The sequence below is a fragment of the Mesorhizobium sp. AR10 genome, assembly GCF_024746795.1.
Taxonomy (GTDB): Bacteria; Pseudomonadota; Alphaproteobacteria; order Rhizobiales; family Rhizobiaceae; genus Mesorhizobium.
Genome location: NZ_CP080524.1, coordinates 2,615,737 through 2,631,820, shown reverse-complemented (window position 1 = coordinate 2,631,820; position 16,084 = coordinate 2,615,737). Strand labels below are relative to the sequence as shown.

General features: G+C 61.1%; 10 protein-coding genes. 3 read left to right on the top strand and 7 right to left on the bottom strand.

From position 1 onward, the window contains the following. Positions 1-28: 28 nt before the first annotated feature. Positions 29-3,499 (bottom strand): ATP-binding protein, encoded by a 3,471-nt coding sequence (locus LHFGNBLO_RS16290; RefSeq protein WP_258608989.1) that lies wholly within the window; start codon positions 3,497-3,499, stop codon positions 29-31. Next, on the bottom strand, positions 3,496-4,755 hold the full coding sequence (locus tag LHFGNBLO_RS16285; RefSeq protein ID WP_258608988.1) for a metallophosphoesterase family protein: 1,260 nt from the start codon (positions 4,753-4,755) through the stop codon (positions 3,496-3,498). The genes LHFGNBLO_RS16290 and LHFGNBLO_RS16285 overlap by 4 nt, the downstream gene beginning before the upstream one ends. A gap of 777 nt (positions 4,756-5,532) precedes the next feature. Here LHFGNBLO_RS16285 and LHFGNBLO_RS16280 point away from each other — a divergent pair. Next, positions 5,533-6,336 carry a hypothetical protein gene (locus LHFGNBLO_RS16280; protein WP_258608987.1) on the top strand — a complete coding sequence of 268 codons (804 nt, stop codon included), beginning with the start codon at positions 5,533-5,535 and terminating at the stop codon, positions 6,334-6,336. A 3-nt stretch (positions 6,337-6,339) separates the two neighbouring features. On the opposite strand, the gene LHFGNBLO_RS16275 is transcribed toward LHFGNBLO_RS16280, so the two are convergent. Continuing rightward, entirely contained in the window at positions 6,340-6,558 is a 219-nt protein-coding gene (locus LHFGNBLO_RS16275; protein WP_258608986.1) for a hypothetical protein, read from the bottom strand. Between the two features lie 603 nt (positions 6,559-7,161). Here LHFGNBLO_RS16275 and LHFGNBLO_RS16270 point away from each other — a divergent pair. Together LHFGNBLO_RS16270 and LHFGNBLO_RS16265 are read left to right on the top strand one after the other, a co-directional pair. Next, positions 7,162-7,980 carry a hypothetical protein gene (locus tag LHFGNBLO_RS16270; protein ID WP_258608985.1) on the top strand — a complete coding sequence of 273 codons (819 nt, stop codon included), beginning with the start codon at positions 7,162-7,164 and terminating at the stop codon, positions 7,978-7,980. Then, positions 7,971-8,735, top strand: a complete 765-nt coding sequence (locus LHFGNBLO_RS16265; protein ID WP_258608984.1) for a hypothetical protein — start codon at positions 7,971-7,973, stop codon at positions 8,733-8,735. Before LHFGNBLO_RS16270 ends, LHFGNBLO_RS16265 begins: the two co-directional genes overlap by 10 nt. Before the next feature lie 373 nt (positions 8,736-9,108). Here the strand turns inward: LHFGNBLO_RS16265 and LHFGNBLO_RS16260 are convergent, their stop codons facing one another. The 4 genes from LHFGNBLO_RS16260 to LHFGNBLO_RS16245 all read right to left on the bottom strand — a co-directional run bounded on the left by LHFGNBLO_RS16260 (position 9,109) and on the right by LHFGNBLO_RS16245 (position 14,887). Further along, entirely contained in the window at positions 9,109-9,306 is a 198-nt protein-coding gene (locus tag LHFGNBLO_RS16260) for a hypothetical protein (protein WP_258608983.1), read from the bottom strand. A 143-nt stretch (positions 9,307-9,449) separates the two neighbouring features. Then, on the bottom strand, positions 9,450-11,171 hold the full coding sequence (locus tag LHFGNBLO_RS16255; protein ID WP_258608982.1) for an ATP-binding cassette domain-containing protein: 1,722 nt from the start codon (positions 11,169-11,171) through the stop codon (positions 9,450-9,452). A 51-nt stretch (positions 11,172-11,222) separates the two neighbouring features. Next, positions 11,223-11,915: a TIGR02466 family protein gene (locus tag LHFGNBLO_RS16250; protein WP_258608981.1), complete on the bottom strand. Its 693-nt coding sequence runs from the start codon at positions 11,913-11,915 to the stop codon at positions 11,223-11,225. A 686-nt stretch (positions 11,916-12,601) separates the two neighbouring features. Next, entirely contained in the window at positions 12,602-14,887 is a 2,286-nt protein-coding gene (locus LHFGNBLO_RS16245; RefSeq protein WP_258608978.1) for a hypothetical protein, read from the bottom strand. Positions 14,888-16,084: the final 1,197 nt, after the last annotated feature.

The following is a 16,084-nucleotide window of genomic DNA, read 5'->3' as shown; positions in this document are numbered from 1 at the left end:
GAGTTGAATCCTACGTAGCGGTCAGCAGCTATCCGAGATTATGAATCGCTACGCCGGGCACAACATTCTTGGCGATCTCGCATAGGTGCTGGTGATGCGTGAGGTATATCACCTGACCGGCACCAGCCATCTCGCCAAACAGCCTGAAAACCTCCTCAGACCGGACGTGGTCGAAGGTTTCCATTATGTCATCGGCCATAAATGGCACTGATGGTCGAAATTGCGCGAATTCATAGTATCCGGCGAGTCTCAGGGCCAGGTACAGCTGGAAACGCGCACCCTTTGAAAGCGCGTCGGCGACCTTAGATTGCCCGTCGCGCTGCAATGCGATGAGAACTTCGCCACCTTTCACAGGTTGGGTTGTCAGACCGGAGTACTGGCCGCGCGTGATGAGGGTGAAGGCGTCAGATGCCCGCGCCATCATTCCGGATCGATGACGCTCGCGATATATGCGCAGAGCATTTCCAGCGGACATTATTCCCAATTTCAGCTCGATGTAGCGGACTGCCTTCTCCTCGATTTCCAAAAGGACTGTGCGCCGCTCGGCATCTATACGGGCAACGGCGTTGTCGCCACCAATGGCGTCCAGTTTATCGGCTGCGCGCGTCTGCCTGATAAGCTGATGCTTTATCGGTTCGTCAAGATCCCGCAGGCGTTGGTCGCCTTCAGCGGTCTCGATTGCGAGGCTGTTCAAATCGAGAGAATCCAATATCGCACATGCCTGCTCGAACTCTTCCACGGCGAGCTCGACCAACAACTGTTCTTCGAGCTCGGTCACGCCAGCGCGTAGGCGATCCCTGTCTCGCAGCAGCTCGTCGCGTTCCATGACTTGGGCCAATGTTGTGACGCCAAAGACGTTCAGAACCTCGTTCTTGCGACGCTCATGTGCCGAAATTTCAGTTTCGATAATGTCTCGCGCGTCCTGCAAGCGCTTCAGGTCGCTCACGAGGCTTGCCTTGGTTTCGCGCGTGCGCTCGGCGCGCTCCAGGCGCTCCGCAAGCCGGATCGCCACCTGCTCCGGTTCTTCGTCGTGCCCCTGCTCGTCCGCTTCGGCTGCAACGGCGGTAACCTCGAAGACGAAGTTGTCCCTGTCCGCCTTCATCTTCTCGATGCGGAGCTGCAAGGCCTCCCGCTCCTGCAGGCTTTTGGACAATTCGGCTAGCTGGTCAAGGACAGTGCCGACACCCGACGCGGAAAGCCCGCTCTCGAGCCAGGTGCCCTCAAGCGCTTCGGCAATGCTAGCCAGCCATTCTTCCTCACGTCGCTCGGTCACTCCCACAGCGCGTCGTCTGGCAGCCAAATCCTCTTCCTTGGCGCTCACTGTCCTGAGCGCCTCGGCATGTTCAGCGTCCACCTTGCGCTGTCGATCAAGGAACGTCTCTGCGATGGCCGCGATCGTCTCCAGGCTGTCGTTGGGGTTTGAGCCTATGCCGACGCTCTCCAGTGCCCCGCTCAACTCAACGCGTATCCTCTCCCCCTCATCGGTCGCCCGCCCAGCCTTTTTGCGAGCAAGCTCGATTTCCTCCCAGGCATCGAGCGCATCGGTGCGGGCAGCGATATGGTCCTCGATCCGTTCGATCAGGCGCTCAGGCGATTGTTCCAGGCAATCTCCAAGCAGATCTTTTGCTCCCGCGCGCATTTCCGACAAAGCGGTGTCCACGTCTGTGTCGATCTGTGCAAGTTGCTCGCGCATGCGCGAGATGTCGGCCGCAGCCCCAGCGAGGTTGCGCGTTGTCGTCCGAATCTCGGCAAGCTCCGAAGCGCTAGCCAATCGGCCTGCGCCGACACTGTCGTCGCGCGCCAACGCGCCGGCGAAATCATCCGCAGTTTCGCCGCTAAGCTTACCTCTATGCCTTTCCCAGGCCTCGTCCCGGGCACGCCGGACGGCAGCCGCCGCTTCATCGTCGGCCACGTCGACCGAGGCACGAAGTGCACCGAGCCGCGCCGAGAGCACCGCCCGATTGCCCTCATGTTCGGAAAGGCGCCCGGAAAGTACAGCACTGCTTCTGCCGAGCTCTGCCGCCAGTGTTTTCCACGCGCCAATCTGCCTGGCATTCGGAACGGAGATGCGGGCCAGCGTCCGCGCATCTCCAGACCATGGGTGCAAGCGCCGGAGTGCTGCCTCCCACCGAATTGCGCCGGCGTCCTCCCCCTCGCGGGCGGCCCTGATCTCCCTGAGGTGGTCGCTGCCCCTCACTTTCGACAAAGACGAGGTTAGCTTTGCCCTAGCAGGCTCGGGCACGGCTCTTTCTTCGCCCACCCGCTCTCGTGCGGTCCGAAGCGCATCCAGGGCCGCCGCGGCTTCGTCGCGGGCGACGCGTACACCGGTCGCGATTCCAGATCGCTGCTCGAGCATAGCGCGAACAACTCCAACGGTGGCAGCAGGCAGAAGCAGCGCAGCAGGATCTTGTTCTGAAGACCGTCCCAGCGCGGCGAGGCAGTTCGCGACGGCATTGTTGAGGATTTGCAACTCGATCCCGCGATTGGGCAGGTCCAAGCCTGCCGAGACATAGCGCACCTTTCCTTCCCCCAGGGCTCGAATGCGCTCGGAGATCGCAAGGACTACCTCGTCCATGGCGACCGAGGCGATTCTCGTTGTAAGGCGCTCGGCCTCGTCGGTGTTTGCGGACAACCGCGTTCGCAGGCTAGCGTCGTCATCGATCAATTCGGCGACGCTGCCTGTCCAGGTCCGTGGCGGTGATGGGATCTCCGGCAGGTCGGCCAGCCGGGCTGCCTTGCGCCGGATATCCGCAAGGATCGGGCCCGCGCGGAGATACCTGGCAACGGCATCGAGCCGCGCCGACAGCACCGATCGTTCGGTGATGGTGCGGGCGTATTTTTCCGCCGCGTCAAAGCGTTCGGCTTCGAGGCTCTCATACGTCGACGCCAACGTGTCGATCTCATCCCTGCGCGACTTGAGTTCGGCAAGACGCTTCTTGAGCAGCGCTAGTTCGGTTCCGTGCGCCTGCTTCCGGTAGAGCCCGTCGGCTTCGGTCTCGAGCGAGCTCAAGGTGTCACTTGCATGCCCAAGGCCGGCGCTCGCCGTGAAAAGTAATTTTCCCAAGTCACCGCGGGACTCTAGGATCGATTTTCCGCCCGCTTCCAGCGTCTCGTCGTTCAGGGAGAACATGGTCTCGTATGCATCCCGGGACAGCCCCGCGAGATGTGCCGTCATCGCCATTTCGCTTACCGGCTGGCCCATCGCGTCCAGCAGCGAATTGCTACGCTGTTTCGTGCGCGTGAACGCATGCTCCGCGCCGGCGAATTCAAGCACCCCGCCGATGCGCATTGCGCTGTACTCGTGCAGGAAATTGTAGCGGCTGCGTTCCTCGATGCCGAACAGCAGGTCCAGATAGGCTGCAAGGGCCGTCGACTTGCCGGCCTCGTTCAGCCCGAACACGATATGCAGATCTGGCCCCGACGCTGGCTTTGGTCCGAAGTCGATCACCCTGTCGGTGAACTTGCCATAACGGATGAGGTCAAGGCGCCGCAGCCTCATGGTGATCCACCGACCTTGAGGCGGGCCGTGACCAGGTCGGCGCCACTGGCAAGCACCCGGTCGAGGAACAGTTCCAGCCCGGCCTCATCCTTGCCGGCGAAGTCGCGTCCTTCGGCCGGAAGGTCCGCGATCATCTTTTGGACGAATGCCCTCGCTTCCGCGCGAAACGCTGCCGAGCGGGCATCGGCGCGCATGGATTGAGCGAGTTCGAAAATCGGATCGGCAATACCTTCGGTTGTTTCCGTTTTGGCTGGGACGAGGTCGATCTCGAGCTTCTCCACCCATGTGTCACCCACCTGTTCCGCAGCCTGCTCGGCCTCGGCCAGCAGCAGGTCCTTGTCGCGGATCAGCGCCCACGACAAAGGCGAAGTCCCGGTCAGACCGAGACGGGCCACGGCATAACGGGATTTCACAGAAGCCCGGAGGGCTTCCAGCGCGGATCGCACTCGTCCGACGACTTCGGGCCATTCCACCGTTCCGGTCAGGTCGACGCTCACCCGCTCGAATTGCGCGACGCTGGTCAGCCTTTCCTGGATCTCGACGGAATGGTCATCTCGTATCGTCACAAGGGTGACGGATTTTTCGCCGGCCTCGTTGATGTCCCTGCCCTGCGGAATTCCCGGCATCACCACCGTGCTCGCCCCAGGATGAACTTTGCGAGCATGGATGTGCCCGAGCGCCCAATAGTCAAAACCATGGCCGTGCAAGTCGGCGACGTTGCAAGGGGCGTAGACGTCGTGGCCGGGCGACCCGGCCAAGCTAGTGTGCATGATCCCTACATTGATCGCCCCCTCGCGGGCCGCCGGATATTTGGGCAGCAAGCTGTCCGGCGCCTTGGGGTTCGCGAAGCTCAAACCATGGAACATGACGTCCAGGCCGCCGGCAGTTTGCAGCACGGACTGGGGACGGCCACCGAATATCGTGACCGTCTCGGGGAACACGAGTTGTTTCGATATCCGCGAAAGGGCGTCATGATTTCCGCGGATCTTAAAGACCCTAATGCCGGCCTGGTGCAGACGGGTCATCTGCGACGCCAGGAACCGCGCCGTTTTCATCGACGTCTGATCGCCATCAAAAAGATCGCCAGCGATGAGAAGCGCATCAACGCGCTCCTCTAGGCAGAGATCGACTATTGAGACAAACGTTTTGCGACTGGCGTCTCCGACCAATTCGGCAAGATCGGAATTTCGCAGCGCCAGCGAACGAAGCGGCGAGTCGAGATGGATATCGGCCGTGTGGATAAATCGAAAAGCCATTCTTTGCTGGCCTCTTATCTCGTAGGAGGATGCCGTTGTCAAAGCACGCTTGGCGCCACTGCGGACGGCTGCTTTGCGCCATAGCGTTATCCATTGAAAGACCGAAATGGGCCGTAAGCAGATCGGCAGCTTTCGAGCATCCAGTTGGCAAAAGCAGCCATTCAGCTCACGACCCAGCGTGACGCCAGTCGTATGACTAGATCACGGCGTGAGCCAGGCCGACGACGTCGCTCGCCGCCTGATGACAGTGCGGGAATCGGTCCCTTGATCCCCACCGCGATCGAGGCTAGCTGCAGTGCTTCAAATCGAGGTCCCGCCGGCTTCCTGACGAAGCTCTGGCCCTAGCTCTTCAAAGGTCAGGTCGGCCCGATTCCGCATGTGCTTGGGAAGAATTCCGATGACCCGCCAGCGGTGTTTCCCCCGCATTGGAAAGAACAGGTGGAAACCGTCCTGCCATAAATACACGTTCACGCGCGTGCAGAGATGCGCCGAGCGCCGACAGCCCGATCGCCCCGAACCTACCCTGGACCCAGTGCCCGGACGGGTAGTTGGGCCCGTCGCCCCACACATCCGAGCGGGATGGCCAGGCCGGGTTATGTCGACCAGGTCCTGGTGCCCAAGGCACGCGCCCGGCGACATCGTCGTGACGGACAACCTGTCTAGCCACAAGGCCCCGCGGCTCAAAGGACCGCATAGCAAGCCGGCAGAGATCGTGCAAACTCCAAGGTTGTGTGCTCTACTTGCCCCGCCCCACCTCGAGCCACTCAGAAGGTGCCCATGTCCAGACGCGTTGCTGCCGCCGGTGCGCTTGCCTCCTGCCTGCTCGCAGGCATGGCCATGGCCGCGGCCGAGCCGCTGTTTGAGAACTCGGTCGTGTCGAACAACATAGACTTCATCATAGCCAGCGACCCGGCGGTACCGGGCTGCCTGCGCGACCTCGGGCAAACCACTCAGGAGATGGCGGGCGCCCTGGATACCGACGAGCTCATGGCGTCGGACGTCTACACATTCGAGGTGGCGTTCGCCGACCAAAGCCAAGTCGGCCTCTGGGTCCACCCGTCGGTGGGCACGCGAGAGGACGCCGAGGAACTGGCGGCCCTGCTCGTGGGGCCGCTGGGGCGGCTCCCGGCCGTCATGCGGCAGCGACTGTCGCACGTCGTCGTCCATTCGGGCGACCACACGGCCTTTGCCGAGCACCTCGGGCACTTCTTCGCCGTGTACGCCGACAACCTCCAGAAGCGAATCGCCACCCACGATCTGGAGGAAACGGTGTTCCACGAGTCGGTGCACGCCACACTGGACGCCCAGTGGGCAGAGAGCGCGGAATGGCGGCAGGCTCAGGCGGCAGACGGGGCGTTCATCACCGCGTACGCGGCCGAGGTGCCCGTGGGCGAGGACCTAGCCGAGTCCGCGCTCTTCGCCTTCACCTACCTGAGGCACCCCGAGCGCCTGCCCCCGGAAGTCGTCCGCGGCGTCGAGAGGATCATGCCCGCGCGGCTGTCCTTCTTCGAGACGATCTTCGGCGCCCCGGAGCCCAACGTGACCGGCGTCGAGCCGCCTGAGGACTGCCTCGCGCCGTGAGGGCTAGAGCACATTCCGAGCCGTCAGACTCGGGAGGGGATTCCCGCCCTGCCACGAGTCCCGCGCCCACGCCGTGATATCGGAGCCGGCCGCTGCGATCAGCGTGTTGAGATGCGCGCGGCTCGGCTGGAAACCACGCAGGCGGCGGTTCGCATATCCCGCTTCGAACCCGCCGACGAGGGCGCCCACGCGCCAGCGCAGGCGCTGCAGGGCGGCGAGCACCTCAGGCCCTTCGAGGCGGAGGTCAGACCGATGCGGCCCGGCGTTGTCGCGCCAGTGAGACCCTAGTTGGAGGAACTCGCCCGCGCACCGGAAACCGCGGCGGTGGTCTTGCCGCTGGTGCGGGGCGGCGCACCCATCGGATGGTATGGCGCCACCGTTGATCCCCGCACAAGCGAAGCATTCAGCGCCGAGCTAGCAGCGTGGCTCGGACTCTCCTACCTCAAGACGTTCGAGATAGCCGAGAGCAGGACCAAAGACGCAGGTGAGAGCCCTGCGCACGAGGTTCGGCAGCACCCCACTCCTGCTTAGCGGAGCGACCGCGGCCGCCAACGCGAGGGTCGCTGAGGTCTTATAGAGTTTGCGAATGCCTTCCATCAGAACCTGAAGGCGCAATTCGGTTTCCCGCAGCTCCGTCAAGTCGTGGCCGCCGACAAGCTTCACATTTCCCTCAGGGTCGGTTATCGGGAAATCAGTGTTGCGCAGCCAACGGATAGCGCCATCGGCCGGTCGCCTGAAGCAGCCGCGTCTCATATGTCCTGATCCCGGACAATGGATCGACACGGGTGATACCTTCGGCTAAGATGCACCAACGCGGAAGTGCAAATGGCGCCTGTGGTCAGAATGATCAGCTTGGTAAACCGCATCATCACTCTCGCCGCGCTGACCACTATCGTGTATTTCGTCTCACAAGTACAGAATGGTCTCTCTAAAAACAAGCCACCGTTCGGTTGGACAAAGGATACCGTCTTCGACATAATACGTACTTCCGACGAAAGTACTTTTTCTTGCCTCGAGCATGTTGGTCGTGCCGATCGCCAAATATGGGACAAGCGCGTGGACGACGAACCGGTCGTAAATGCGTTCCTGTTCGCCGCCCACTATGCCGATGGAACGAACATTGAAATTGGCATTAACCCGGAATTCGGCGCCCAGGAGAAGGCCGAGGCCCTACGCTTTGCAAACCCGCTTGGCCAGCTACCCAGTTTGCTCAGGGCAGGGATCCACCGCTTCAGCGTTCACATGGGACAGGAGGGATTCCACGCCGGCACCGAGCAGGTGATTGTGTACTCCGGTACTGCTGACGAGCGCGCGAGCTACAATCATCTCGAGGAGTCGCTGTTTCACGGGTCTGTGCATGCGTCCCTCGACGAGGATCACCGGCTTTCGGATGGCTGGAAGGAGGCGCAGGCGAGCGATGGGCAATTTCTGGCGTCATACGCGGCGCGGAGTCCGGAGCGAGAGGACCTGGCCGAAACCGCGCTGTTTGCCTTTGCAATACTGCACCATCCTGACCGTTTCCCGCCCGCAGACACTGAAGCTACCATGCGAGCCGTCCCACATAGGATCGAGTACATTAGGAACCTTTTTCCGCCAGGCACGCCGCTTGTCTATAGCGTCGCCGATGCACAAGCATGCCGATGACGCGCCGGGCAGAACGGCACAGCCTTTCGGACTGGCTCGCCTTGCATGAGCTCGATCCGGTTGCTTGCCGCCGCATTCTCAGCGCAGTGGCCCGGGAGGTCGCCAGCGCATCGGCCGGGCACAAGTGGTCCGCTTCAGGAAGCTATGGTCTTGATCCTGAGACCGCTTGGCTGAGAACCGCTGATGCAATGCGCGCATTCTTTCCCGCGCAGCGGAGCATTATCGACGACACTTTCGAGAAGACCGTCAAGACGCTTGTAGCTCGGCCCAATAAATCTCCGAGAGCACTCACACTTGACAATGGACCGGGCACGTATCCCACAATTTTTTACAGCTTTCTTGGCGAACCGTCCGATTCCCTGGTTATTGCGCATGAATTTGGGCATGCCGTGCAAATCAGGGCGAGCCGGGGAAAGTTCGTATCGCCAATCATGAGGGAGGTTTGCGCATTTATCGGCGAAATGGCGCAGTTGTCATACGCCTTGTGCGGTGACGCGCGGCAATACCGTTGTCTTTCTCAGGTCTGGCATAAAGATAACCAGAAATATCTCGGAACCCATAGGGATCATCTGGATTCGGCTTTGTTACAGCCGGAGATGCCTTACAACTATTTTTGGAATTATCCGATCGCTCGCTATCTCGCGATCCAGATTTCTCAACGATGTTCGCGAGATCGGATGTGGACGCTTTTCGAGGGTGATTTATCCGTTCGAGGAGTTCTGCGGGAATTGGCCTTCGAGGCAAGTTTGGCGTGACGGTAACGAATGCCGTCTATCCATGTCGGCCCTGGAGCCTCGCGGCGGCAGCGGTTTCAATCTTCGCCGGCGCCCGAAAGTCGCGACGGCCCTTCGGGACCTTGCGGATACCGTGCGAAACCTTCGCAGCCGCTGCCGCGCCTTGACGATCGGTTGGCCCCACCAGAGAACCGGACCTCGAGAAATCCCCTCCTTCGACAGTTTGGCGAGTGTCGCACGTCGACCAGCGCAAGTCTTCAGCGGCGCGCGACGAAATCGCCGGCACCCCCGACCTTCGCGGCAACAGGTTGTGCTTGCACCGTGGGAGCGGCGCCGCGTGGGCCGCGGGGATGCCCGCTGGGTCTCACGGTCTCAGGAGAGTTCAGTATTAACTTTATTTCTTTTCCTCGTCCTCAGGAAGGGGTGGCAGCACGGCCAGCCGTCGACCGAGTGGCAAGGCGTCGAGGAGGATAGACACCCCCTCGGCGTTCCGCCGCTTGAACGCCACTCCGATCTTCGTGAAGACGTCCTTTCCCTTCCCATCACGCTCTCTGATTGCGAAGACGTCAAAGTCGGGCCTATTTCCTTCCATGCCAGCACACTCCCGATGTTAAGTTTGGATCGCAAGTTCGTTCCGCGGCCGGTGCTCATTGAGTGCTGGGCTGGATTGGTCGGCAACAGAGATCGACCAAGTGCCCTCGAGAGCCTTCAGCTGCCCGGGCTCACACTTCCCGATCACGCTGAATCCATTGCGAAATCGGCGTCCCTCTTACCACCATTCTGGATTCTGATCACTTTTCTGTCAGCCGCCCCGTCGAGCTTAACTTCGCTGAGTTCGCCGTCATCCAAGGTGAAGCGCCGGGTGGGTTGATATGTCTTCAGCGCGAGGCGGGTGAGCATGATCAGAATCCCCCCACGAGCGAGGAAGTCGGCAACTTCGCTCTTGAGGCTCTTGGACAGAGCTTCCCTGAAGGTCCCGTCAGGTTCGTCAACAACCAGCCATTTCGGATCCGGATAAAGCGCCCGTGCGAGGGCAAGCCGGTGACGTTCGCTCTTAGAGAAGATACTGCCGACGGCATCGATGCGGGTAAGATATCCGTCAGGCAAGGAGAGAATCTTGTCGTGCATCTGCGCCAGGCGCGCCACGTGCTCGAGCCTGTCCCAGTCCGGTTCAGTGTCCAGACCTGCGATGTTCTCCTCGACGGTGGCGGTGATAAAGTCGACCCGCTGCGGCACATAGCCGATCGTCCTGGCTGCATCGGTGATAGACAGTCGCTCGATAGGGATTGTGCCAAGCAGGACGTTGCCGCCGGCACGCGGGAAGCGCCCGATCAACATCTCGGCGAGCACGGTCTTGCCCGAATTACTACTGCCGACGATCTCGATCGCCGAACCCAGCGAGACCTCAACATTGAGATTGTGCAGTAGCCTCGTTTTTGTGATCGGACAGCGAACCGTCACTTGGGACAGGTACAAAGCTGCTCCGCCTTCCAACTTTGCAGTTGGCGCCCTTGCTGTCTTGAGCGTCCTGTCGAGGGTTATCCAGTTTGCGATTGCCTCTCTGATACTGGGTACCTGCTTCAGGAAGCTCTCCATGGGATAAAGGACCTGGCGGGCCAGGTACATGCTGGCGACCATCGCGCCGACCGTCAATTCGCCATTGATCGTCAAATAAGCGCCGGTCGCGAGCGCCAGGTACTGGATCAACCTGGCGGTGTGCGACGACAGGACCGAGAACCACGCATTCCAGTCATTGAGTTCAACTGCCATGTCGCGCGACCGGCGCCGCGCCAGCACCCATCGCTTGTTGTAGGCGGCCATCATCTGCTGCGATTCGATTACATCGCGCGAAACCAGCAGCGTGTCCTTGAGGTCGCCAATCTTGTCGCTCGCTTCGCTGGCACCCTCGTCGCGAGCCTTGGCGAAGCAGACCTTTACCGTCATGATGAGCACCAGCAGCGCGAGCCCAGCCCCCACAACCCATCCAATCATTGGACTGATCACGAATACCACAGCCAGGAACACCGGAGACCACAGGAAATCCAGGATGCTCACCAGCGAGCCGGAGTGAAAGAACCCGCGGAGCTGATCAGCCTCGTTTAGACCGGCCGCTGGCTTGCTTCCGCTCCTGCCGAAGTAGGTGTCGCGTGCCGCGGAGCTGAATATGTGGTCCTCGATGCGTTCCTGGAACTGAGCACCGAAACGCGCCAGTATCCGCCGCCGCGAATAATCAAGGAGCGTCATCACTGCTAGGATGGCGACGAGAAGCAGAAGCAAGGAGACCAGGGTCGCCTCCGATCGCGAAGGCAACACCCGATCAAAGATGAGGATCATGAAAAGAGGACCAGCCAACCTCAGCAAGCCGTAAACCAGGCTGATGAGGACGGCGAAAAATACGATGTACCGGACGCCATAAAAGGTTTCCCTCAGTACATTCGATTGTTTACTCCTGGCCAATGGTCTCTCACAACGTTGAACACACGACGACGACGCCGTGACCGGCGGCGGTTATTTCCGTACTTGGTTCAAGTTGAAAGAGAGGATGACCCGATCGGCCGCGCGCCCCTTCTCTTTGGACACGTTGCTGTCAACGCCATGATACAACCAAGCCGGGAATATTATCATGCGTCCTGGGATTGGCTTGTAATTCACCTTAGTCCAACAGTCCCGTGGCCGCTTCTTCTTTGCCACGTACTTCGGCTGGTTCATTATCATTACAGTACGAGGATCTATGAACTCGATCTTGCCTGCGCCTTCCGGCGCCTGGACATAGTAGACTCCGCTCCAGAGGCTGTTGGGATGCACATGGGCGCGGTTACCGTTGCCCGGCGGATTGATGATAGACCACATCGTCGTGACTTTGAGGACCTGGTCCTTCGCGTAGCTCAGATCCTGCGATATCCGGCTCAGTACCGTGTCGATCTCCGTTTGGAGCGGTTCGTAGTCCGCGTTCTTATGCAGCATTGTGGCGCTGTGCCAGCTGCCGAGCTCGGCCGTATTCGACTTGTTGACACCGGCCTGGTCCCGCTCCCGCTCAGCGTAAGTGAGATCAAGAAGAGTCTTGTTAAGACGCTCACAATTCTCGACGTCGTACTGATAGATTATCGTCGGAAAATAGTTTGTCCGCACGAACCTCTCGGAACCAGCCATTCCGGCTCTCGCAATTCCCTCTTTTGCGACATCTGGATTCACGGTCAACATCAGAACTCCTCCCACGGTTGCGGATGTCCGGCAGACCCAAGTATCGGTCGGTGCTTATAGCTCGATTGATCTAGTACGCTTCCCCTATAGGTGTCCCGGCTCCAAAAAAAAAAATAGATCAGACCAGCGGCACTTGGTCAACCATATTTTTACCTCCGTTTGTCTGGTCGAGCTGCCTGCCGTGTCTTGCCGCTTTCGGCTGGCGTCCCGCAAGAGACTTTCCGCGACGGAGATAGTGCGCCGTTCGAAGCTGGTAACCCCCAATCCACATCAGCCAGCTAGACGAAGGCTCCCTGGCCGGGGACAAAGGCAGTAAGCGGCGATGAAGTCGGTTCAACGAATGGCGAGCAGGGGCCTCCATTTCGCAGTCTTCAGGTATCCGCTAGGGTCTGGTCAATGTCCTCAGGCTCGTTTTAGCAACGCCGCATTACTTGGCCGATGCGACGCAATAAGCGCCTTGCCAAACCTGGCCATAGCGCTTCCCGTTCGACCGGCGCGATGCCCCGGCCGGTAGGGGCTCAAACACCAAAGCAGGTGTCTGCCCCGTTGCACGCACGGCCTTTCGGAAAGCATCCAACCGTACTCCTATACCAAAAGAAAGAAGCCCGGTTTCCCGGGCTTCCTTGTTGTTTGGGTAGGGCAACCGGACAGAAAGTCCGGTCGCATTTGCACGAGATTGACAGTGATCAGACCTGGCTGCCGGGCTCGTCGTTCTCGTCGTTCTCGTCGCCCTCGTCGCCCTCGTCGTCCTCATCGCCCTCGTCGTTCTCGTCATCCTCCTCGCCCTCGTCGCCCTCGTCGCCCTCGTCGTCCTCGTCGCCCTCGTCGTCCTCGTCGTCCTCGTCGCCCTCCTCGCCCTCGTCGCCCTCATCGCCCTCGTCGCCCGCTTCGTCGCCCTCGTCGTCCTCGTCGCCCTCGTCGTCCTCGTCGCCCTCATCGTTCTCAAGGCCCTCGTTGCCCTCGTCGTTCTCGTCGCCCTCGTCGCCCTCGTCGTCCTCATCGCCCTCGTCGTTCTCGTCGGCCTCGTCGCCCTCGTTGTCCTCGTTGTCCTCGTCGTCCTCGTCGCCCTCGTTGTTCTCGTCGGCCTCGTTGTTCTCGTTGCCCTCGTCGTCCTCGTTTCCGTTGGCCTCGTCGCCCTCGTTGTTCTCGTTGGCCTCGTCGTCCTCGTTGTTCTCGTCGTCCTCGTCGTTCTCGTTGCCCTCGTCGGCCACGCCGCCCTCGTCGCCCTCGTCGCCCTCATCGTTCTCGTCGCCCTCGTTGTTCTCGTCGCCCTCGTCGGCCTCGTCGTCCTCGTTGCCCTCATTGCCGCTGTCGTCGGCCGCGGCCTCGTCGCCCTCGTCACCCTCATTGTCGCCGGTGTCCTCGTTGCCCTCGTCGTCCTCGTTGTTCTCGTCGGCCTCGTCGCCCTCATCGCCCTCGTCGCTCTCGTTGTCCTCGTCGCCCTCGTCGTCCTCATCGCCCTCGTCGCCCTCATCGTCCTCGTCGCCCTCATTGCCCTCAACGCCCTCGTCGCCCTCATCGTCCTCGTCGCCCTCGTCGTCCTCGTCGCCCTCGTCGCTCTCGTCGTCCTCGTCGCCCTCGTCGCCGTCTACGTCAGCGTCCTCATCGCCCTCATCGCCCTCGTTGTTCTCGTCGTCCTCGTCGTTCTCGTCATCCTCATCGCCCTCGTCATCCTCGTCGCCCTCGTCGCCATTGTCGGGCTCGTCGCCCTCATCGCCCTCGTCGTCGTCATTGGCCTCGTCGAACTCGTCGCCCTCGTCGCCCTCATCGTTCTCGTCGCCCTCGTCGTCCTCGTCGCTCTCGTCGCTCTCGTCGCTCTCATCGCCCTCGTCGCCATTGTCGGGCTCGTCGCCCTCGTTGCCCTCATCGTTCTCGTCATTCTCGTCGTTTCCGACGTCGGGCTCGTTGCCCTCATCGTTCTCGTCGTTCTCATCGCCCTCGTTGGCCTCGTCGCCCTCGTCGCCCTCGTCCTGCTCGTCGCTCTCGTCATCCTCGTCGCCCTCGTCGCCGAAATTCACCTCGTCGGCCTCGTTGTCCTCGTTGTTCTCGTCGCCCTCGTCGCTCTCGTCGGCCTCGTCGCCCTCATCGGACTCATCGTCCTCGTCGTCCTCGTTATTCTCGTCGCCCTCGTCGGCCTCGTCGCCCTCGTCGTTCTCGTTACCCTCGTTGTCCTCGTTATTCTCGTCGTCCTCGTCGTTCTCGTTGCCCTCGTCGTTCTCGTTATTCTCGTCGCCCTCGTCGCCCTCGTCGCCCTCGTCGGTGTTGCCAACGGCGCTCTCGTCGCCCTCGTCGCCCTCGTCGGACTCATCGTTCTCGTCGCCCTCGTCGCTCTCGTCGCCCTCGTTATCCTCGTCGCCCTCGTCGTTCTCGTCGCTCTCGTCGCCCTCGTTGTCCTCGTTGTTCTCGTCGTCCTCGTCGGCCTCGTCGCCCTCGTTGGCCTCGTCGTTCTCGTTGTCCTCGTCGCCCTCATCGTTCTCGTTGCTCTCGTCGTCCTCGTCGTCCTCGTCGCCCTCGTCGCCTAGGCCGCTCTCGTCGCCCTCGTTGTTCTCGTCGTCCTCGTTATTCTCGTCGGCCTCGTCGCCTTCGTTATTCTCGTCGTTCTCGTCGTTCTCGTCGCCCTCGTCGGCCTCGTTGCCCTCGTCGTCGTTGTCGTTCTCGTTGCCCTCGTCGCCCTCGTTGCCCTCGTCGCCGTCGTCAGGCTCGTTGCCCTCGTCGTTCTCGTTGCCCTCGTCGTTCTCGTCGTTCTCGTCGGCTTCGTCGCCTTCGTTGCCCTCGTCGCTCTCGTCGTTCTCGTCGCCCTCGTTGCCCTCGTTGTCCTCGTCGCCTTCGTTGAAGCTGATGGGTGCGAACAGATCGTGCGGTCCGAACATTTTCAGGATCGCCTCGAACGGATCGAGGCCAGCTTCCAGGGCGTTGCGCAGCGCTAGCGAACCGCCATCCACCGCGAAATCACGTAGATTTGAACAAGCCATTATTACCTCCCACAGTGCACGCCGCCGGCGAAGCCGCCATAGTTAGCGAGCACATTCATGTTTCTAGTTCATGTTGAGAATGGTCGGCCTACACTGGGCCGCGCCTGGCAAAGACGAAAAAATAGGCCGATCTCCTAGGGATCAACCCACTGTTGCGACGTAACCGCACGAGCCCACGGCTCGACACCCATGGGGTCGAACAACGTCTAACGGGTCGTGCAAATCAACGTTCGTCCAGCGACCCACACGATACTCCGGGGACCATGCTGGTAGCCCGGAACGATCGGACGGGATTGCCTGATACCTCCCTTAAGGAGGTACTAATGCACGGTATCCCTCACATCTGCGCTTTGCAAGCTGGCCTCTGCGAAGAATCGCCATTTATTGTGCGCGATTTTTAGACTGTTGAGGCACACGGGCTGCGGCCGATAGATGGCACACGCGTTGTCGGGCTTGTCGTCGGAGACGCCGCCCGAGTGGCTGATCGAGGGCGGCGATAGCCATCTCGCCGCACCACCGCGCCGTCCAGGTGCTCTGTCTCGTCGATCAGGGTCGAGGCGCCGTCGATGTTGCCGACCGGGCCGACCATCTCCGCCCCCTTTCCTTCAAGCCCTCGCGCGATGTCCTCGGCCAAGAAGTACTCGTCCTCGACCACAAGGAGCCGGCGCCCCTCCAGCGTGTCCGCCCGGTCATGAGCGCTTGCTCATGCGCCGCTCCTTTCTCCAAGGGCAGGTCGATGGTGTAGCGCACGCCCTCGTGCGCGACACCATCGGCAGGGCCATCGCCGATTGAAGGCCCTCGTTGACGAGCAGCCCACATCCGAGGTCCGCGACCTCGTCGGGAAAGCCGACAAAGGCGCGCTGGCCTGTGTTCAAAGCGATCTCGCCAGGCCGTCGGGCTGCTTGCGTCGACCCGGTGGAAATAGTCGGTGACCTTGTGCGAAAATTCTTGCTAGCGATCTTTCGAGCGACTTCGTCTGCGGATCGTAGGTCTAGAGGGTTGGCCTACTCGTCTTCGCTGGCCTTAGGGCTTACGATATGCAGCGGCTGAAGCACGCGTACGACCTCGTTGCAGTCGACCCAGATCGCGGCGGCACACGCCTCCATTATTGGAGCGCTGCAGCTCTACCTCGACTTCAACGACCTGATCATGTTCCTGCTGCAGTTAAGGGAAGCAGCCGCGAATAGTGGCTGGGCA